Annotated in this window: 17 protein-coding genes; 6 read left to right on the forward strand and 11 right to left on the reverse strand. The window is 48.8% G+C overall.

Translation table 11 applies throughout. From position 1 onward, the window contains the following. Positions 1-8 precede the first annotated feature (8 nt). A complete protein-coding gene (locus BC351_RS15770) occupies positions 9-326 on the forward strand; it encodes a hypothetical protein (RefSeq protein ID WP_079413695.1) in 318 nt (105 codons plus the stop codon). Between the two features lie 69 nt (positions 327-395). Here the strand turns inward: BC351_RS15770 and BC351_RS15775 are convergent, their stop codons facing one another. Together BC351_RS15775 and BC351_RS15780 are read right to left on the reverse strand one after the other, a co-directional pair. Further along, positions 396-722 carry a hypothetical protein gene (locus tag BC351_RS15775; RefSeq protein ID WP_079413697.1) on the reverse strand — a complete coding sequence of 109 codons (327 nt, stop codon included), beginning with the start codon at positions 720-722 and terminating at the stop codon, positions 396-398. An 80-nt stretch (positions 723-802) separates the two neighbouring features. Beyond that, positions 803-1,372 carry a xanthine phosphoribosyltransferase gene (locus BC351_RS15780; RefSeq protein WP_079413699.1) on the reverse strand — a complete coding sequence of 190 codons (570 nt, stop codon included), beginning with the start codon at positions 1,370-1,372 and terminating at the stop codon, positions 803-805. A 265-nt stretch (positions 1,373-1,637) separates the two neighbouring features. Here BC351_RS15780 and BC351_RS15785 point away from each other — a divergent pair, with 265 nt between their 5' ends. Beyond that, complete coding sequence (locus BC351_RS15785) at positions 1,638-2,357, forward strand: DUF4309 domain-containing protein (RefSeq protein ID WP_144028418.1); 720 nt, start codon at positions 1,638-1,640, stop codon at positions 2,355-2,357. Positions 2,358-2,780: 423 nt separating this feature from the next. On the opposite strand, the gene BC351_RS15790 is transcribed toward BC351_RS15785, so the two are convergent. Beyond that, the gene (locus tag BC351_RS15790) at positions 2,781-3,386 is read right to left on the reverse strand and encodes a DedA family protein (RefSeq protein ID WP_079413703.1); all 606 of its coding nucleotides are present in this window, start codon (positions 3,384-3,386) and stop codon (positions 2,781-2,783) included. 139 nt (positions 3,387-3,525) lie between these two features. Between BC351_RS15790 and BC351_RS15795 the strand changes: the two genes are divergently transcribed. Then, a complete protein-coding gene (locus BC351_RS15795) occupies positions 3,526-4,566 on the forward strand; it encodes a YkvI family membrane protein (RefSeq protein WP_079413705.1) in 1,041 nt (346 codons plus the stop codon). Here the strand turns inward: BC351_RS15795 and BC351_RS15800 are convergent. The 5 genes from BC351_RS15800 to BC351_RS15820 are packed head-to-tail and all read right to left on the reverse strand — an operon-like array spanning position 4,507 to position 10,959. After that, the gene (locus tag BC351_RS15800; RefSeq protein ID WP_079413707.1) at positions 4,507-4,935 is read right to left on the reverse strand and encodes a hypothetical protein; all 429 of its coding nucleotides are present in this window, start codon (positions 4,933-4,935) and stop codon (positions 4,507-4,509) included. The genes BC351_RS15795 and BC351_RS15800 overlap by 60 nt on opposite strands. 36 nt (positions 4,936-4,971) lie before the next feature. Continuing rightward, positions 4,972-5,256, reverse strand: coding sequence for a hypothetical protein (locus BC351_RS15805; RefSeq protein ID WP_079413709.1), 285 nt, complete (start codon positions 5,254-5,256; stop codon positions 4,972-4,974). A gap of 20 nt (positions 5,257-5,276) precedes the next feature. After that, positions 5,277-8,504: an AAA family ATPase gene (locus tag BC351_RS15810; RefSeq protein ID WP_079413711.1), complete on the reverse strand. Its 3,228-nt coding sequence runs from the start codon at positions 8,502-8,504 to the stop codon at positions 5,277-5,279. Further along, a complete protein-coding gene (locus tag BC351_RS15815) occupies positions 8,501-9,778 on the reverse strand; it encodes a metallophosphoesterase family protein (RefSeq protein WP_079413712.1) in 1,278 nt (425 codons plus the stop codon). The genes BC351_RS15810 and BC351_RS15815 overlap by 4 nt, the downstream gene beginning before the upstream one ends. A 20-nt stretch (positions 9,779-9,798) precedes the next feature. Next, positions 9,799-10,959, reverse strand: a complete 1,161-nt coding sequence (locus BC351_RS15820; RefSeq protein WP_079413713.1) for a glycosyltransferase family 4 protein — start codon at positions 10,957-10,959, stop codon at positions 9,799-9,801. A 172-nt stretch (positions 10,960-11,131) separates the two neighbouring features. Between BC351_RS15820 and BC351_RS15825 the strand changes: the two genes are divergently transcribed. The 3 genes from BC351_RS15825 to BC351_RS15835 all read left to right on the forward strand — a co-directional run bounded on the left by BC351_RS15825 (position 11,132) and on the right by BC351_RS15835 (position 14,519). Then, positions 11,132-12,268 (forward strand): GGDEF domain-containing protein, encoded by a 1,137-nt coding sequence (locus BC351_RS15825; protein WP_079413714.1) that lies wholly within the window; start codon positions 11,132-11,134, stop codon positions 12,266-12,268. 106 nt (positions 12,269-12,374) lie between these two features. Beyond that, entirely contained in the window at positions 12,375-12,962 is a 588-nt protein-coding gene (locus BC351_RS15830) for a TetR/AcrR family transcriptional regulator (RefSeq protein WP_079413715.1), read from the forward strand. Positions 12,963-13,118: 156 nt separating this feature from the next. Next, the gene (locus tag BC351_RS15835) at positions 13,119-14,519 is read left to right on the forward strand and encodes an MFS transporter (protein WP_079413716.1); all 1,401 of its coding nucleotides are present in this window, start codon (positions 13,119-13,121) and stop codon (positions 14,517-14,519) included. 116 nt (positions 14,520-14,635) lie between these two features. Here the strand turns inward: BC351_RS15835 and BC351_RS15840 are convergent, their stop codons facing one another. The 3 genes from BC351_RS15840 to BC351_RS15850 form a co-directional block, all read right to left on the reverse strand. Next, positions 14,636-14,989: a DUF1304 domain-containing protein gene (locus BC351_RS15840; protein WP_079413717.1), complete on the reverse strand. Its 354-nt coding sequence runs from the start codon at positions 14,987-14,989 to the stop codon at positions 14,636-14,638. 377 nt (positions 14,990-15,366) lie between these two features. Then, positions 15,367-15,663, reverse strand: a complete 297-nt coding sequence (locus BC351_RS15845; RefSeq protein WP_079413718.1) for a DUF6509 family protein — start codon at positions 15,661-15,663, stop codon at positions 15,367-15,369. 72 nt (positions 15,664-15,735) lie between these two features. Continuing rightward, complete coding sequence (locus BC351_RS15850) at positions 15,736-18,594, reverse strand: RCC1 domain-containing protein (protein ID WP_158082106.1); 2,859 nt, start codon at positions 18,592-18,594, stop codon at positions 15,736-15,738. Positions 18,595-18,614 lie beyond the last annotated feature (20 nt).

The raw sequence follows: 18,614 nt of genomic DNA on the forward strand, positions 1-18,614 counted from the left end.
GTTTACAGGTGGACAAAAAAACATATTACATCAACGTAGGCACGGGCGAAGTTCTGGAAGATAAAGCAGCGTTGAACTATGAATTTGAAATATCCGCAACAGAAGAGGAGCTTGATAAATTGCAAGAGCTCTTCGAGGAAACCGATAACTCTTCTCAAGGAAGCTACGCCACCTCTTGGCTGCCTTGGAAAGTATATTATTCCAATGAAGTGAATCAGGAGTATGACTATTACTTAACAGAAGTGTACAGAGCCATACACCAACTTGGTTCCGAGCAAACCAAACGTCATATAGAAAGTATGAATGTTTTAGAAAATGGAGTTTGAATCGGAATCCAAAAAAGAGACCAACGCATCCGAATGGATTCATTGGTCTCTTTTGTATATGGGGAAGAATTAGCTAACATGTTCCTTCGAATCATTCGTCTCAAACCAGAAATCAAGGACTTTGCTAGACATTACGCGTTTCTGAATATATTCCACTTGTGCCGCGGAAAATTGTTGTTCCCATTCTATTGTGAGCTCTGTGCAGAGTTTCACGATCGTTAACAACTCAGACCAAGCAACATAGCGTTTATACCAGAAAAATTGAGGGTGTTCGATCATATACGGATACAGGTCATCAAACTCTGTATGCTTACAGTCAAGCGCACGTTCAAAATGTGTTTTGGCTTCCCCAAGCTTTGTCATGAAATATTCAATGGAACCATTTTCGATACCCATAGATGTCAGCCTCCTCTCCTACCTAATTTTCATTATATAGGATAAATCGTTTTCAGGGAAGTCAAAGTCTAGATGTAAAATCAGTTAAAAGTGATCTGTCCATTCGCTAAGGAAGCAATACGAGCTAACGATTCCACCCGAATTCCGCGTTCACGAATTGAGTTTCCCCCGGCTTGGAAGGACTTCTCCACCGCGATGCCTACGCCTACAAGCTCGGCTTCGGCCTTCTCAATAATACGAATTAAGCCGCGGGCTGCATCCCCATTTGCAATAAAATCGTCAATTAACAAAACCCGCTCTCCTTTGTGGAGCAAATGGGAGGAAACCATAATATCCGTGACAATCCCCTTTGTAAAAGAAGGCACACGTTCACTATACGTATCCTGATCCATGGTCAATGTTTTTTTGCGGCGTGCAAAAATCATGGGTACTTCTAATTGTAAGGCTGTTGTGTATGCAATCGGAATGCCCGAAGATTCAACCGTTAATACCTTGTCCGGCTTTGTTTCTCTAAACAATCTAGCAAATTCTTTCCCCATCTCCATGATGAGCACAGGATCTACTTGATGATTAAGAATAGCATCCAGCTTAAGTACTTGATCCGATACAACGACACCGACCTCTAGAATTCGCTGTTTTAACAATTCCATGATAACTGCCCCCTCATCCTGTCTATTATGAGTAAGTTACCATATTGATGAAGTAGGTTTCAAGTCCCAATTTATGAATAACACACATTCGAAGTGAAACTTTTACGCTCCTAAGGGTGTCTATATTAGTATAGGGTTCAGCAATCATGAAATTCGTTCTAGAATTGCTCACATTTAGGCATCGAGATGCATTGAGATTAACAACCAGAAAGCAGTATGATTAGTAATGTTGTATTTGAATGACAAAGATTCGGCAGAAAGGAAGATGATGATGAACAACCTTATTAGACCTATCGTTCTTGGCTGCGTGCCAGTTGCAATTGCTTCATTGCTGGTTACAGGGTGTCAAGAGTCATCTGCTCCTTCCGTAAAGCCTACCATAGATCCGGTTACGCAATTTCAACAACAAAACCCGCCGCCGGTCAGCACACCACCTGCCCTCGTCGTCGTATCACCGACTGTGGCGCCAACCCCAGAAGACAGCGCGAAGCATGAAGCACAAGTTGCAGGGTCGTCCAAGAACGACTTCACCGAATTGCCGCAACCTCCTGCCTCAGTCAAGCCGACGACCAAACCGAAGGTGAAAGCAGAAGATGCGTATCAACAGGAAAAACCAACACTTATGGGTTTGAAGCTGGGAACGAGCAAAAATGCCGTACTGGATCGTTTTGGGAAAGCGAAGAAACAATTCGTGATGGATGAAGAAGAGGATCCGATCCAAGTCTACGACTTCATCGACTTTTCCGTAGGTTTCAACAAGAAGGATGCGCTTGAATTCGTGGATGTTCATTCCACTGAAATTGATCCAGGCCTGAGCGGCTTGCACCTCGGCCAGAAAGTCCAAGATGCGATAGACATCCTGGGCAAGCCGGATTCCAACTCCAAGTACGTGCTCTCCTACAAGTCACAGGGAACTTTACTCAAGCTGGATATTGATCCGAATGAGAACACGATCCAATCGATTAAGCTTTTTGCGGATCATTAGTTTTAAAAGATGGAAACAACCTAGCCCTGGGCTGGGTTGTTTTGCGTTTTTTACTGCTTGGCTTGGGCTGGAGTGGGCTTGGGGATGGCTGAGGAGAGGCTGATTTCGCGGCGCAGAGACGGCCTTTTTGGCGGTTTCAGCTGCTTTTTTGTGGGGCAGCTGGTGTTTTTACACTTGAGACTGCCTTTTTGGCAGGCTCAAGAAGGGTTGGCTGCTTGGGCGGCGCCGAGACGGCCTTTTTGGCGGTTTCAGTTGCTGATTTCGCGGCGCAGAGACTGCCTTTTTGGCCGTTTCAGCTCCCCCCTTTGCCCGGGTGCTGCTGCTTTTCCCCTTGAGCCAACCTTATTGCGTGGAGCAACAATCATCCAAGCAAAAAAGAGCATGACAGTTTTCATCAAGAAAACTGTCATGCTCTTTTTTACATCAAACAGCTCTCCGTTTCCGGAAACGGAAGTACAGCGCCAGCGCAACGACGGCGACGATCGCCAAGACGAACAGCGTTACTCCCATATATTTGTGAATCATATAGAACAAGCCATCCAGATTACTTCCAATGTAGTGGCCTAGCGTCAAGAAGGTTGTACACCATAGCAATGCGCCTGTGCCTGCATAGAGCATGTACTTATAGAACTTGACTCCGCTTACGCCGGATAGATAACAAGTGAAGTGCCGTACTCCCGGCACAAAGTACCCAAAAAAGACGGTCCAAAGCCCGTATTTATGAAACCAGCCCTCAGCTTGCTCAAGCCGCTTTGGGGTTAATTTGACCCACTTCCCATAACGATACAGAAACGGTTTCCCCACACGATGACCGATGAGATAGCTGACCACCATGCCTGTCATCGTTCCGGCATATATAACAATGAGTGTTGTTCCATAATCAAAAGGCCCCCCCGGTGCCGTCAATGAACCAACAAAAGCCATCAAAGTTTCATCTGGCACCGGTACCCCGATAATCCCTGCCGACAACAAAACATAGAGCGCAATATAGCCATAATGACCAATCAAATCATAAAGAGCTTCTTTCACAAAAGACACACCTCCGAACGATGCCGTCCTGTTCTGTTTTATTTTACCAAAAATAAAGGCTTGCCCCAAGTTCCAGTCATGCGCTTGTCTTCCCGAACATACCTTGTACTATACCAAACCAAAGAAAGCGGGGCAATAAATGCGAACAGGAACACAGATCGTCCGAGTTGCCTTTACCTATATCGGAACCGTAGTGGGAGCCGGATTCGCTTCAGGACAAGAGATTTTGCAGTTTTTTACACGCTATGGCTGGCTCGCTACACTGACAATTGCCTTATCCACCATGCTCTTCATATGGATCGGCATTAAGCTCATGCTGATGGCTCATGATTTGAAGGCAGCCTCATATGAAGATTTGAACCGGGTTTTGTTTGGCGATAGAATCGGCAACTGGATCAGCTTGTTTACGATGCTTGTCCTTTTCGGCATTACAACGGTTATGCTTGCTGGCGGCGGTACGTTGTTTGAGGAACAACTGCATCTATCCTATCAGACCGGACTGCTTGTAACGTTAGTCTTGGCTTACCTAGTCTTAGCCCGTGGCATAGGGGCCATTATGACCGTGAATTCGATTGTCGTCCCCATTATGCTTACGTTCAGCATCGTGATTGTCATCTATACGTGGCATTCTCCGGCTTCAGACAACTGGCTGCAGATCACAAGCGATGAACCCATAGGACAAATATGGTTCGCACCGTTTCTATACACAGCCTTTAACTTGGCAATGGCCCAAGCCGTACTAGTCCCAATGGGCTCCTCCATCCAAAAGCGCTCCGCTCTTTACTGGGGAGGACTGCTTGGCGGAGTAGGGATTGGACTCCTGCTTTTATCCGCACACTATGCGTTATCCGCTCAAATGCCAGGTATTGCCCAATATGAAATCCCGATGGGAAATATCATTAATCGACTGGGCGCTGTTCCGCAAATTGCTTATTTGCTCGTGATTTACGGGGAAATTTTCACAACATTTATAGCTGATGCCTACGGCTTGTCTTTACAGCTTCAGCAGCGTATAAAGCTAAAGCCTAAGATCTTGCTTCTCAGCATCCTTGCTTTAAGCTATTTCGTCAGTCAAATTGGGTTCAAAACACTGCTTTCCGCCCTTTACCCGATCTTTGGCTTAATTAGCATCATTTGGCTCGTCCTCATGATTTGGCGCAACCGTCATCGGGCGATGTAAGGCGCCTGCCTGTTTGAAACCCAGCACGATGACCAAACGGCCAATCAACAAAAGCATCCCCATCGCAGAAAGAATAATGCCTGTCAGCAAATATGAAAAATGAAACGTCGAAATCGCCGTCGGATCACGTAAAATAGCGAAAAGCTCTGCTAGCAGAAGCAGCAGTCCAACAATAAACAAACCAACAATCGTATAATCCATCAACGTCCATCTGGAAAAATACTTCACAGCAATTTCCACTTGGCTTACGGCTCTCGGCGAGGCCGCTTGCTGCTGCCATTGATGATAAACCAGCCAAGCGGTATACACGGCAACACCCGTTACAAAAAGGCCAAAAAATCCGCCAATAATGGCGAGTAGTAAATTCATCTAACTATCCCCCTTTTCATACTCGTCTCCCTGCTGCTAGCCATTGCGCAGCCCATACATGAGAATTAGCGTGAAGCTAAAGCAGAGTATCGGAAGCACGAATAAGATGGGAAACAACAGCCATTCTGGCAAGCTAAGCGCCGGCTTCCAAATCAGCTGCAAATGCTTGTCTTCGGCATTGTGGCTGCTAACTGCAGCATGATTGTCTTTGACGGACAAAGCATCGGCTGCCCCTTCATTCCAAGCAATTTTCCCTTTTTTCCAACCTACCTGATACGTGATTTCCCGATGTTCTTTCTTCTTATCGCTATCTGATTCCATTTGGATGCTGCCTCCAGCTTTCATGAAAGATTGATGAATCGATGCTCAGGGATCAATCGGGCTGCCGCTTCACGCACATGACCATGGCAGGTAAACAACAAGACTTGATGTCTGCGGCTTAAATCTGCCAGAACCCGCAAGCAGCTCTCCATCCGCACCTCGTCGAAGTTCACCAGGATGTCGTCCATCACCAGCGGTAATACGGCTTTGCCTGCATATTCCTCTACCAGTGCAAAACGCATAGATAAGTATAATTGCTCCGCTGTTCCCCGACTAAGCTGATTCGTTTCCACCGATTGCCCGTTCGCTCGGATCGCAACTAGACGTTGTTCCCCAAAGGGAGCTTTGACATGGGCAAAAGCGCCATTCGTCATTTGCGCAAAATAATCCGATGCCCTTAGCAGTACGCCAGGTTGGCGTTCTTGCTCGTACACCTCGCGAGCTTTCTTCATCAGTTGGGAAGCAAACACAGCAACCGCATATTGATCCACCTGCTGCCTTAGCGTGGCTCGGTAATCCTCAGCTTGCAGCAGCTTATCCGCCTGCTCGGAGCCTTGCTCCAGCTTCTCGATTTGACCAGCCAGCTTCCCCATAACTTCGCGCAATTCGTTCGTTTGCTGCAGGGTGTCGGCTAGCTGATTCTGAAGTGATTGTATATGCTCAACCATTTCTTCTTCGCCAGTCATCTCAAGAAGCTGTGTGTAACTCTCCAGCAATGACGCACCAAGCAGCGACTCCAGGGAGGAAACCAGCAGTTGCTGCTCTTCTGTCAGCTTTTTGCGTTCTTCCTGCTGCCTTTGATGCAGACGCAGCTCTTCCCCATCCAGTGCCGAAGCTTCCTGCAAAAGATGGGCCAGCCGATCCTGAATACGCTGCTCATTCGATTGGATTAGAAGCAGCTCTTCTTCGATTTCTAGAATAAGCTGTTCGAACTGTTTAAGATCAGTGAGCAGCTTCAACTGCTCCTGCTCCTGTTCTTTCCAACGTTTGAGCGCAAAAACAAAGTCCTTCCTTGCCGTCGCTGGCAGCTGGAGCCTTAACGCAACCTGCGTCTCGTATTGCTCCAGATTTGCAGTTAATGCCTCGAATTTAGAGGTCATTTTATGAAGCTGACGTAGACTCTCTTGCCCTTGCTCAATCGTCTGAACGCTCTCTATCGCTGCGTCAGGGGACAAGCTTCGGCTTAAGCCAAGTGAAAGGAGCAGTTGACTCCACTCCTTGCGCAGCTCAGAGGCTTCTGATTCTATATGTGCAAGAGCCGCTTTGCGCTGCTCTGCTTGCTGTTCTACGGCTTGTTTGCTTTCTCTCATATCCTGCAGCTTTTCCATCTTGCGAAGCTGTTCGCTGTAGTGGTGTTTGCTCTGCTCTGCTTCTCTCACCCAAGCATCTAATTGAGGCTGCAAAAGCGCGAGATCCACAACGGAGGAACGATCAGTCCTTTGCCCCAAATGTCCGGATGATGCGGCCGCTGCTTCTTGAAAGCCAGGCTGCCGCTGAAGGAAGTCTCGAACTTGCTCTTGCAGTCGAAGCTCCAATTCATGAAGCTCACGATCTGTTTCGTTCTGGCTTTCATCTCGCGCAGGAGTGCCTGCCATCGTTCGGGACGAACGATTCTCCGTCTGACGCTCGGACAGGAGGAGATAACAAGCTGCACCAGCAAAAACAAGAAAAACGCAAACTGCAAACAACAAATTTCCTTGCCATACCAACAAGGCAGGCACAAGCACGGCCACTACAGCAGTCAAAATCAGGATGCGCTGGCGAAGCTTTCGCGCACTCGTTTTCCCAGCTTTCGCGGCTTCCTCAAGGCTCAGCCGGAATTGATTCTGCACGGATTCACGCTCTCTCCGATGCTCCACATCTCGTACAAGCCATTGCCACTTGGCATAATCTCTAGACATCTGCTGCAGCACAGCCATGGGGTCAGCTCCGCCAAAACGAGAGGGAGCTGAGCGCAAATCTGACTCTATGCTCCCAATCAAATCTTGCGTACGTGCAAGCTGCTGTTCCTGACTTTCCAGTTCTGTCCTGACACGCAGATCATCCGCTCGGTACTTCTGAAATCGTTCTTTGTACGAACGAATTTGCTCGCGCAGGGAGATCGATACCGCGAAAGATGCCAAATCGAAGTCGGTTTCTTCCCCCTGCGCATCTATTTGCTTAAGCAGCCTGTCGATTTGCGCTTGCTGATGTTCCAGCTCCACGCGCAATTGATCCTGGCTGCGCTTCTGATCTTCGTACCCCGCTGTTTGCTCCAGTGCGTGATTCAGCTCCACTTGATGCTCAAGCAGGCTTGGCTGAATCTGGATGGCGCTTAGCTGGCTCTCCAAGCTTTGCTGCCGCAGGCGGAGCCGGGCGCGGTCCGCATGCACGCGCTCCAGCTCCGCCTCGAGCGCGTCCAGCCTCGCCGAGGCATGCTCGGGGAAGCTGGCCAGCGCGGGCAGCGCCGTAAGCTCCCGGCCGATCTGGCGCAAGCGGAGCCATCCGCTGCGCGCCTTGCCGGCCAGGCTGAGCTTCTGCTGCTCCGCGCGCAGCGTCTCCTGCTGCTGCTCCAGCGCAGCAATGCGCGCCTCCGCGGAGCGGCGCTCCGCCTGCAGCCGATCATAATCGGCTGCCTGATCCCGGCTGCGGCGCAGCGACTGCTCCAGACCCTCAAGCTCCTTCAGGAGACGGTTCATCTCCTGATTGCGCCCTCGGGGTCTGTAGAGGCCATCGGCCTGCGCCGTCAGCTTGCGCTCGGCCTCCATAATGGCCGAGCCGCTTACCCCAAGCCCAGCGCTATACAGATAGCCGCTGAGCTCGTCCGTCTGCAGGGTGCGCAGCTCCTGCAGCTCGGTTAAACCAAAAGCGAACAAGCTGCGGAAGAGGTCGGCCGATAGGCCGCCCAGCAGCGTGTTCAGCAGCTCCTCCCCCCCGGTGGTGCCATCACCGAGGGTGACCTTGACGAGCCCCGCAGAGGCTCGTTTGCCGCCTGCGGCGGACGCGTCGTAGCGTTCGACGCGAATGAGCTGGCCCTGCGCGTCGAGCAGGGTCAAGGCGCCGCCATGGGCGCCGCCGCCCAGCGGCTCGTAGCGTTCCGCGCGGTTCTGCCGCGTCGGAAAGCCGAACAGCACCGCACGCACGAAGCCCATGAGCGTGCTCTTGCCCGCTTCGTTCGCGCCGTAGAACAGCGCGAGCGGGCTGTCTGTGTCCAGCTGCTGCTGCCGCAAGCTGCCGAAACCATCCACCTGGATGGATACGATCCTCATCCAGGCCACCCCCCTTCCGCGGACAGGAGGTCCGCGGCAAGCTCTTCCGCAGCGCGCAGCCACTCGCGCAGCCGTTCAGGCTCCGCTGCCGCCGGGTCTCCGGCAGCCTGCGGCAAGCTTTGCAGCGCGGACAGTGCTTCGCGTGCAAAACCCTCCAACGCCGCGCTATCCGCTCTCAGCGCTGCCGAGTATCGCAGGAGGTCGCCCAGAAAGCTCTTCTCCTGCAGCATCGCTTCCAGATCGAGCTCACTTGCCGTTCGATCCTCGATCGATTCCACCCAGACGAAGCGGCTTCGCTCTTCTTCGTCCAAGCGCAGCTCGGCGGTCAACTCCTGAAGCGCACGCCCTTTGCGCAGCAGGCCGTGACTCGCGCCGCGGCCCTCCAGAACGAGACGGACGACGGCGTCTCTACCGTCCGCTTCAGAGCGTACCCGCTCAAGCCGCTCCCCAAGCTGGTCCTTCAATTCCTGCTCCGTCTGAATTCCCGCAATAGACAGCCGTTCCTGAAACCAGCGCACGCGATCAAGCGCATGGAAGGCTAGTTCCGCTCGTCCATCCTCAGACATCTCCACGATATAGCAGCCGCGTGGTCCTGTTTCCCGAATGCTGCGTCCTTGCAGATTGCCGGGATACACGATAGCTGGCTGCTCATGCAGCACATTCCTTGTATGAACATGACCTAATGCCCAGTAATGCATCCCTGCGGCCAGCAAATCTTGTTTGCTGCATGGAGCATAATTATCATGACCAGGATCTCCATCTACGTTCGTATGTAAAAGAGCAATTTGACAAGCATCCGCTTGACCTGCCTTAAAATATAAGGCTAAATTGTCGGTAACAGCTGCTGTGCGATACGAAATGCCATGAATCTGGGCGATTATTCCACGATCAGCTTTCTCCACGGTCATCGTCTCGACCTTATCGCACGCAAAAAAATGGACGCCTGCCGGCCAAACCAGCTTCGCGGCGCGTCCATCCTCCGGGTCATGATTACCATGAATAATGTAAGTCGGAATTCCCTGCCCGGCTAATTGCTCCAACGCTTTCTGAAAGCGAATCTGCGCACGCAGAGAACGGTCCGATAAATCGTAAACATCTCCACTAATGAGTACAAAATCTACCTGCTCTTGGATCGCTAAACCCACGAGTTCTTTGAGCGATTCGAACGTTGATTCCCGAATTCGCTCACGAACCCGTTCAGGCAGCGCCGACATGCCTTTGAACGGACTGTCCAGATGCAGGTCGGCGGCATGCATAAACCGCAGTCGTTTCATGTCTCTAACGCCTTTCTATTTCAGCTTTTGTCGTCTTCGTTCTCACTTGCTCGGCTAATGACAGGATAGCTCTCGTACACACTTTTCAGTTGACGAAGCACTCGGTTCAGCGAGTAGGTTTTCTTCGCCTTCTCCCAAGCCGTTCTGGCCAAATTGTACCGGAAAGTCGGATCAATAATGACCTTCTCCAGTGCATGACTGAGCGCCATCGCATCTCCAACCGGTACCAGCAATCCGTTATGCCCGTGCTCAATTTGCTCCGCGATTCCGCCTACATCCGTTCCGATCAACGCTAACCAGCAAAGCGCTGCTTCCGCAAAAACAGATCCGAAAGCCTCGGCACGCGAAGGCAATACGAATACATCAAAAAATGGCATGAACTCTTCCGGATGAAGCATATAGCCATAGAAGATTGTGTCTTCATAAATATTATGTTCAATCGCCAACTTCTCCAGCTCTTCGCGGCTAGGTCCATCCCCGATAATATGCAAAACGAAGGGATGACCACGCTTCTTCAGCTCTCCGCAGGCGATTAGCAGCGTATCCAAGCCTTTGGCAGGCACTAAGCGGCAAACCGTAATGAACTGCGCAACTTGATTTTCATGTGAAATCGGACGGAAACGCTTCTCATCGAATCCATTTGGGATTACCCCAATGCGTTCACTATCCTGTACATACTCCGACATGTACTGTTTAAATGAATTTGAAACCGTAATGATCTGATCTGCTTTAGCTTCCAGCTCCCCATAGATTTGGGTTAGGAATTGATGCTCGATCCCATTTTCTTGGATGCGGCCATTAAGAATGAGCTCTCTCTCAAAGCTGGAGTGGATCGTCAGGATGACGGGGGTATTCGGATAAATTTGCTTCATCGCCAGTGCTGCTATCGGGTGATGAGCATGAATAATGTCATAACTTTTTGAAATTCTAAGCTTCGTCCACCATACATAATCCTTATAGGTCTGAATGTATTTATCAACAATCGGGTTGCCGGCGTATTTCGTCCAATCGAAGGTGCTGAACGCCACTTCCTCCGTACCCTTGTTGCGAATTCGCTTAGGCAGCGAGAATAGTTCCATTTCCCAGCCTTTTTTATTAAATCGGTCCAATATATAGGGAACCATGGATGACACCCCACCCGGCTGTTCCGGGGGGAAAAACAATGCTTGCAATATGTTCATTGCATGAGCCCCTCTCCCAAATCCTTGAGCTTACCTTCTTATTGTAACTGGTGTTGATCGAATATAAAAGAGAACACCTTAGAGCTTTCAGAATCGATTCTATCCCTCTTTCTCTTTTTCCTTTATAATAGAGTCACTACTTGTCGAAAAATAGGAATTTTTGGGGGAAAGTATGAAAGTTGTTGATCTGCTATTCGGTGAATTAGCCTCATTATTATCGAATGCAATAGTATTTATCATCGTTGCACTGATGTTCGTCATCTCTCTTCGATTATTTCTGGATCGTCGCAAAAAAGGCTATATGTCAATGACCATTTCGCTTATCATAGTAGGATTCCACTACTTGCTTAAGATTTATTTTTCGCTCACGTCTGTTGACACAAGCTTAACCGCCTATGCGCTCTTAATGCTCAAAATGATTTCGTTCGTCCTGTTGAATTTAGGAATCTATCAATTATATAATCGAACGTTTCGCAAGCAATACATCTTCTTCTACGGCTTGATTATTATGGGGTTCGTCGTTTCTGTCCTTCATTTCAGCGTGCCTCAAATGTATAACGGGACAGCTCAGCAGGTCAGGCTGCTTCAGGATATCGGCTCCGAGCTTTACGTATTTGTCTTGATCTTTCTTTGCTTCTATATGATTCCTCCGTTTATTGGTCAACAAATGAAATATCAATCGGCACTGACCGTTTACTTTTTCATGCAATCGGATCATCTTGTCAACGTTTATATGTATGGCAATGCACAGCCTATTCTTACTGTTGCCGGGAATGTGCTGCCGATCCTTTTTTATTTTTTATTGTTTATGCTGCTGTTTGACCGTGTTGTTGAGCTTATGCAGGCGATTTACAATTCATCCATTACGGACGGGCTTACCCGACTATTTAATCGCAAATTTTTCTACACACGCGTTACCCAGCATGTTCAGCGGCATTTGCCTGTGTACATCTTGTTCAGTGACATTGATAACTTCAAGAAGCTCAATGATACGCAAGGCCATCAAATGGGTGATGATGTATTGAAGCAAGTCGCTCAAATCATGAAGGAAGAAGCCGAGGACTGTGGGATTGCCGGCCGTTATGGCGGCGAAGAAATGGTCGTTATGGTGACCGATCCCAGCGTCAAAATGGATGCTTTCGCCGAACGAGTACGCAGTCGCATCGAGAAAGAAACCATCGTTACTGCCAGCATCGGATACAGCAAATACAAAAACGGCCTAAGCGCGGAGGAACTCATCAAGCAAGCGGATGAAGCGATGTACAAAGCCAAGACGAGCGGTAAAAATAAGGTTGTTAAATATAGTTAAATGAACGGAACAGCCCCTTTTATAGCGGCTGTTCCGTTCATTTTTCTTTTCTTGACTATTTAGTCTGGAAAGATTAAGATAAATGGCGAAAGGAGGTATTCCGCACATGGCTAGGAGCAAAGAGTTCGATACGACGCTTGTCCTGCATAAGGCAATGGAAGTTTTCGGACATTATGGGTATGAAGGTACTTCTTTGCCGAACTTGCTGGAGGGACTTGGGATAGCTCGACAGAGTCTCTATGACACTTACGGCACGAAGAGAGATCTCTTTCATGCAGCCCTGAAACATTATGTGAATGAGAAAACCACGGCAGTCATTTCCTATCTGGAACGACCTGGTTCAGTAAAGACAGCCATATCTGATATTTTTCTTGAGGCTGTAGCCGTCCTTCAAGATGAGCTGCGCTGCAAGCAATGCTTTATTATGCTCAGTGCAATGGATCAAGTGCCGCACGATACAGAAATTGCTGAATTCTTCAAGCAAGACACCGCTCGTTTAGAGAAAGCATTCTATGAGGCATTGGTTAGGGCTAGACAGCAGAATGAACTGAGTGAGCGTCATGACAATTTGATGACTCTCGCCCGTTATTTGACCCATGCGAGATATGCCATAACCCAAGCTGCCAAGATGTCGTCAGATCCCCATGTTTTGGATGATATCGCCACAGTCATTCTGTCTACACTTGACGATTAATGGAGCGATAGAGGTGCTTCATTTCTTTTTTATCTTTTCCAGATCATTTGGTCTAAAATAAAACCATTTTGCCACTAAGCCATGAAGGCTTTCTTGTGGTCCTATTTTTACTATTTCTAGACTGTTTAGTCCAACAAAAAGAGGAGTTGTTGTTTCATGCATCAACGTACGTATAAAGGCTTGGCCTTGCTGCTTCTTGCTATTTCTCAATTTGTTTTGGCTCTTGATTACACCATTATTTTCGTCGCACTGCCTTCCCTTGCAGCTGACTTAGGCTTTTCTGCCAACCATTTGCAATGGGTTATCAGCGCCTTTTCCTTAGCTTACGGCGGATTCTTGCTTATTGGCGGCCGACTATCCGACTTATTGGGTAGAAGGCGCATGTTCATTATTGCCATGAGTCTCTTCGGGCTAGGTTCACTTCTCGGCGGTTTCGCTGAATCTCAGCTGCTGCTTATTATTGCGAGAGGCGTCCAAGGATTGGGAGGTGCGCTTCTTTCTCCAGCCACCTTATCTCTGATTATGTCCAATTTCGAAGAAGGTCAGGAACGTAACCGTGCACTTGGCGTATGGGCATCCATGGGCGGCGTTGGTTTGTCGGTCGGACTGCTTCTTGGCGGCATTCTGACGAGCTACATCGGCTGGGAAGCTACTTTTTTCGTCAATGTGCCCGTTGCTCTGCTTGTTGTGATTCTTTCGCCTATCGCACTTAATGAAAGTAAGACACCTGCACAGACACGTCATTATGATATTGCGGGCACCGTCTCCGTCACACTTGGCATGATTCTCATTGTTTATTATCTGATCCAATCTCCGGTCGCAGGCTGGTTAACGATGAAAACGATCATTCCCGGACTAATCGGTGTCGTTTCACTTCTCTTTTTTATTAAAATCGAGCAGCGCACACAGGAGCCTTTGATTCCCTTCCGACTCTTTCGTATTCGAAGCTTAACGGGTGCCGCGTTATTAGCTGCTTTATTTTCTGCTTCTTTTGGAACCTTATATTACTTCCTCACGATGTATACGCAGGATGTATTGCATTACTCCGCCATTCAATCAGGACTTAGCTTCCTGCCGCTGACCCTAAGTGCTTTCTTCGGTGCTAAGCTTATCAATAAAATGGTAAAAGCAGTTGGAATTGCCGGCACGATTGCCGTCGGCATGGGGCTTGGCGTCATTGGCTTTATGCTGCTCACCCAACTATCCGCATCGGGATCCGCTTGGGGGATTCTCCCAGGAATCGTTATCATCGGGATCGGTCAAGCATTCGTATTCACAACCATGTATATTGCAGCGAGCAGCGGCATCCAACCGAATGAACAAGGGGTTGCATCTGCTATTGTGTCAACTGGACAGCAGCTTGGCGGGGCCATTGGCTTAGCGGTCATTATGGCGATTATTTCTTCCAGTATGGGGACAAATGGGACGATGGAATCGATGACGGCCGCCGATTTAAATGTTGCTATTCACATGGCTTTCTTCCTTGATGCCGGAATTGCTTGCTTGGGCATTCTTGTTGCCTTTCTTGCACTTCGACACAAAAGCAGCATCGCCTGACTAGCCTCACCTATCTCTCTATCTCTCTATCTCTCATAGGCAAAATAACCAGAGCAATCCATAACATCATGGACTTCTCTGGTTATTTCGGTTCGTCATACAAGTGTGATAAACGATTATAAAAGAACGAAAAGCAAAGCAACAACAGCAGGAAGCCCTTGCACCAGCCAAATAGATCTCTTCGCCGTAGCCCCGCCATATAACGCAGCAATGATGACACAGATTAAGAAGAATATTTCAATGGAACGGCCGATAGCCGGTTCTGGGTGAACGATCCCCCAGATCAGTCCTGCAGCTAGAAAACCGTTGTACAAGCCTTGATTCGCAGCAAGCGACTTGGACCGCTCAGCTTGCTCCTTCGTTTGGCCGAAAGCTTTCAATCCACGCGGAGAGGTCCAGAGAAACATTTCCAGAATCAATATGTAAATATGCTCTACTGCTACAATGCCAACAAACACAGATGCCAACATGAATAATTCCTCCTTTCATACCTCCATCTTACATGAAAAAGGGCCGACTCAAAAGTAAAAAAACGACTTGAGCTCGGCCTTCGCTTTTTGTAACTATTCTCTTCTTGAAACCTGCAAATATACATCTTTTTGCGCTTGAAAGCAGCTCCCAACCGCGAATTCCTGCATTTCTGCATGCTTTTGAAGCCATTTCTGGATTTCAAGATCGAAAAGCTTAAAATGCCTGCATAATCGCAGGAATTCTAAGCTTTTTGCACGAATTCGTTGAAAAAGCCTGCACTATCGCAGGCTTTAGCATTTGTGATTGATATGCGCCTTGCACAGTGGAACCCTAGATCCCGCTGCACAATGTTCACTCTAGGTTTTGTTTTGGAAGCTTACTCATTGCCTTCCTGAACATGCTCCTTGCAGAATGCCTCGACGCTGGCAATCTCTTCATCTTCTAATTCAAAATCCAAATAGAGCTGCGTCGTTTTTTCATAAATCTCATATTTCAACAGGCCTGATTTCGCTTCTTCCACATTATAAATCACGCGAATGTAGAGCCCGCTTTCGGAATACAGCTCATCATCTTCCTCTACCTCAATGTCAATGAGAAACTCATATCGCTGGCCTGTCAAAATCTGAAATGGATCTTTCACCAATTCCACGGTATAACTTGTGATCGTAAACATCGTGTCACCCCTTTTTCATCTGCAGGCTTAAGTATACCTGATTCCAGAAAGAAGCGCACATGGTTCAGCTGATTATCCTTTGGTTTGCTCCGCCGCCAAGGGATCAATAGGCAATTGTTTGCCTTGTAGGACATCTCCCACACGCTCAATAACCACAACCGCCTGAGCTCTCGTCGTAGCCTCATCCGGCGCGAGGTTGCCACCGCTCAAGCCTTGCAGAATCCCCTTTTTAACAGCCTCGTTCATGACAAAACCCGGTTCCAGCGCCGTATTGTTTTTTTGCATTGCCGGGCTCACCGCTCGCAAAGCAACTGCGGCAATTTCTTGACGCGTAATAGGAAGATCCCATCCCTCGTGGAGATCACCTACTTGCAGGATGCCCGCCTTCAATAACGCATTGACATAGGGCTGGTACCAAGCCCCATTCACGTTGTCAGTAGAAACCGGCAGCTGCAGCGCGGAAACCGCCAGCTTGACGAATTCCCCTCTGGTGATAACACGCTCGGGTAGAAAGCTGCCATCGCTGTAACCGTTCACGATCCCTTTCTCAGCTGCTTGAGCAATCGCATCCTTCGCCCAGTGTCCCGCCAAGTCATTAAAGCTATCGGCAAAGCCCGTAACAAGTGTTGGCTGACTGCGATTCACGAGTTGATTATTACCAAGTTGTCCGGAGTAATTGCCTCCCCATGTCCAGATGGAACCATTGCTGTCTTTAATGACATTGTGATATCCACCTACGGCAGCTGCACTCGCTTTTACGATGCCTTTGATTTGTACGGGCTTGCTCTGATTCTTTTTGGAATCATCACCAAGTTGGCCGAACATATTTTGGCCCCAAGCCCACACTTTGCCGTCCGAATCTATCGCTAAGCTATGATAAGAACCTGCATAAACCGATTTAGCAGCTGGCAATGCCGCTACCTGAACTGGCTTTTTCTGACTTGTCGTTGTGCCGTCCCCGAGCTGGCCGAAGCCGTTGAAACCCCATGCCCAAACGGTGCCATCCTCTTTTAAAGCCAGTGCAAAGTTCTTGCCGGCCGACATGGCGATCACACCAGTCAAACCCGAAATTTCAACAGGCTGCTGCTTGCCGGCCAGCGTACCATCCCCCAGCTGTCCACTGGTATTGTCTCCCCAAGCCCAGATTTTTCCGGTATTTTCCAAGGCTAAATTAAAGTTCGAGCCTGCGGAAATCGCCACAATATGAGATAACTGCACAATTTGGTTAGTCGCAGCTGTCTTGTCATGACCTAATTGGCCATAGGTGTTATCTCCAAAGCTCCAAACTGAGCCATTATTCAAAAGCGCAATCGTATGGTTGCTTCCGGCACCCGCGGCAACTACGCCCTTCAAGGAATTCACTTGAACCGGCGAGGAACTTGAATTGGTTGTTCCATCCCCTAATTGACCCAAGAAATTTTGTCCCCATGTCCAGAGAGAACCATCCGCCTTAACCGCCACGGTATGAGCGTCTCCGGCATCAACAGCAACAATGTTATCCACATTCAGCACTTTCGGTGCAGGAGCAGCAGTACGAGTTCCATCGCCTAATTGACCAAATGAGTTGCTGCCCCAGCCGTATACGCGATTATTATGAATGACAAAAGTATCACTATCCCCAGCGGCCAAAGGCTGTGATTTCGGATCATGAATCATGACCGTTCCTTCGCCTGGCTGAAGAACCGGTGGATTTAACCAATTACGAACCAATGTCTGTATAGGAGAAGCTTGGTTATTTAAAGTCTCGTCTCCCAGTTGGCTGTAGCTGTTGCTGCCCCATGCCCATAAACTCTCATCCTTGCCGATCGCAAATGTAAAGTTGGAGCCGACTCCGATGTTGGTAATTTCGGGAAGTCCATTCACTTGGCTCGGGAACGTTTGATTCCATGTTCGACCATCGTAACCTGTTCCCACGCCTAATTGACCGGATGTATTGTCGCCCCACGTATAGACGCTGCCATCTTCCTTCAATGCTACGGCATGTGAATTCCCAGCCGTAATGCGAGTGACATGATCTAGCCCTATCACAAGAACAGGAAACTTGTGCTCATCCTGCATATTGGTCGTAATTGCACTATACATCGATGCTGGGTCTGAATTGATCAAGCCCCAAGTTAATACCGTTCCGTCATCCTTCAAAGCTAAGGAGAAGTCGAAGCCGGCCGCAATCTGCGTAATATGCCAGTTGGTGCTTGTCGCCATTATAGGCGTATTCAATCGGTTCTGATCATAGCCGTAGCCAAGCTCACCGAAGAAATTGTCGCCCCAAGCCCAAACAACACCATCTTGATCAATCGCCAAAGTATGGTAAGCACCGCTGGCAATGGATTTCACGGAAGCGATGTTGCCTTTTACTTGTACAGGCTTGCTTTGAGCCGTATTCGTGCCGTCTCCAAGCTGACCGTATGTGTTGTCTCCGAAGCTCCAGGCTGTTCCGTCGTCCTTGATCACAACCGAGTGGAAGTTGCCAGCCGAAATGGCCGAAACATGCGTGAGATCTGCGACCTGCACAGGAGCCAAACGATCCATCGTTGTCCCGTCTCCCAGCTGACCGAAGGTATTCTCGCCCCATGACCAGACCGTTCCATCCTTTTTCAAGGCTAGCGTATGTGCCTGACCGACGGCAATAGCCGTAATATCCGACAACCCGCTGATTTGTGAAGCTTGGTTGCGATTATTAAGTCCGGCGCCCAGCTTTCCGCGAAGATTGTTGCCCCACGTCCAAACCGTGCCGTCTTTTTTCAATATGACCGTAAAGCCCTTTCCGCCTTCAATTTGCTGAATAGCAGCGGACTGAATACCTGCCGTTCCGGCCGCAGGATTCACCGTTTCTCCTAAAGCCTTCCCGGGGTAAACCGAGAAAGCTGTCATTGAACTGAACAAAAGAAAGCCAAGCAGCCAGAAAGTAACATTGCGTTTCACTGTTTTCATGTTCCTTCTCCTTAGAGCTC

Source organism: Paenibacillus ferrarius, from assembly GCF_002027705.1.
GTDB classification, from domain to species: domain Bacteria; phylum Bacillota; class Bacilli; order Paenibacillales; family NBRC-103111; genus Paenibacillus_E; species Paenibacillus_E ferrarius.

Bases quoted from the DNA above. Each gene is read 5' to 3' on its own strand.
- BC351_RS15775 (WP_079413697.1), bottom strand. From the start codon at position 722: ATGGGTATCGAAAATGGTTCCATTGAATATTTCATGACAAAGCTTGGG.
- BC351_RS15780 (WP_079413699.1), bottom strand. From the start codon at position 1,372: ATGGAATTGTTAAAACAGCGAATTCTAGAGGTCGGTGTCGTTGTATCG.
- BC351_RS15785 (WP_144028418.1), top strand. From the start codon at position 1,638: ATGATGATGAACAACCTTATTAGACCTATCGTTCTTGGCTGCGTGCCA.
- BC351_RS15795 (WP_079413705.1), top strand. From the start codon at position 3,526: ATGCGAACAGGAACACAGATCGTCCGAGTTGCCTTTACCTATATCGGA.
- BC351_RS15800 (WP_079413707.1), bottom strand. From the start codon at position 4,935: ATGAATTTACTACTCGCCATTATTGGCGGATTTTTTGGCCTTTTTGTA.
- BC351_RS15805 (WP_079413709.1), bottom strand. From the start codon at position 5,256: ATGGAATCAGATAGCGATAAGAAGAAAGAACATCGGGAAATCACGTAT.
- BC351_RS15810 (WP_079413711.1), bottom strand. From the start codon at position 8,504: ATGAGGATCGTATCCATCCAGGTGGATGGTTTCGGCAGCTTGCGGCAG.
- BC351_RS15815 (WP_079413712.1), bottom strand. From the start codon at position 9,778: ATGAAACGACTGCGGTTTATGCATGCCGCCGACCTGCATCTGGACAGT.
- BC351_RS15820 (WP_079413713.1), bottom strand. From the start codon at position 10,959: ATGAACATATTGCAAGCATTGTTTTTCCCCCCGGAACAGCCGGGTGGG.
- BC351_RS15825 (WP_079413714.1), top strand. From the start codon at position 11,132: ATGAAAGTTGTTGATCTGCTATTCGGTGAATTAGCCTCATTATTATCG.
- BC351_RS15830 (WP_079413715.1), top strand. From the start codon at position 12,375: ATGGCTAGGAGCAAAGAGTTCGATACGACGCTTGTCCTGCATAAGGCA.
- BC351_RS15835 (WP_079413716.1), top strand. From the start codon at position 13,119: ATGCATCAACGTACGTATAAAGGCTTGGCCTTGCTGCTTCTTGCTATT.
- BC351_RS15840 (WP_079413717.1), bottom strand. From the start codon at position 14,989: ATGTTGGCATCTGTGTTTGTTGGCATTGTAGCAGTAGAGCATATTTAC.
- BC351_RS15845 (WP_079413718.1), bottom strand. From the start codon at position 15,663: ATGTTTACGATCACAAGTTATACCGTGGAATTGGTGAAAGATCCATTT.
- BC351_RS15850 (WP_158082106.1), bottom strand. From the start codon at position 18,594: ATGAAAACAGTGAAACGCAATGTTACTTTCTGGCTGCTTGGCTTTCTT.